This is a genomic window from Staphylococcus sp. KUGN1 (genome assembly GCF_045984185.1).
GTDB lineage: Bacteria > Bacillota > Bacilli > Staphylococcales > Staphylococcaceae > Staphylococcus > Staphylococcus warneri_A.
This window is the reverse complement of sequence record NZ_JBJQIL010000026.1, coordinates 1-319: the sequence shown is the minus strand read 5'-3', so window position 1 is coordinate 319 and position 319 is coordinate 1. Positions and strand designations below refer to the sequence as shown.

1 pseudogene is annotated in these 319 nt (G+C 48.3%); it reads right to left on the bottom strand.

From position 1 onward, the window contains the following. A pseudogene (locus ACJQQZ_RS12565) lies at positions 1-319 on the bottom strand (Lmo1799 family Asp-Ala repeat surface protein); the annotation flags it as partial.

The following is a 319-nucleotide window of genomic DNA, read 5'->3' as shown; positions in this document are numbered from 1 at the left end:
TGACTCAGCGTCAGTAAGCGCGTCTGACTCAGCGTCAACAAGTGCATCTGATTCAGCGTCAGTAAGTGCATCTGATTCAACATCAGTAAGCGCATCTGACTCAGCGTCAGTAAGTGCATCTGAATCAACCTCAGTAAGCGCATCTGACTCAGCGTCAACAAGTGCATCTGATTCAGCGTCAGTAAGTGCAAGTGACTCAGCGTCAGTAAGCGCGTCTGACTCAGCGTCAACAAGTGCATCTGATTCAGCGTCAGTAAGTGCATCTGATTCAACATCAGTAAGCGCATCTGACTCAGCGTCAGTAAGTGCATCTGATTCA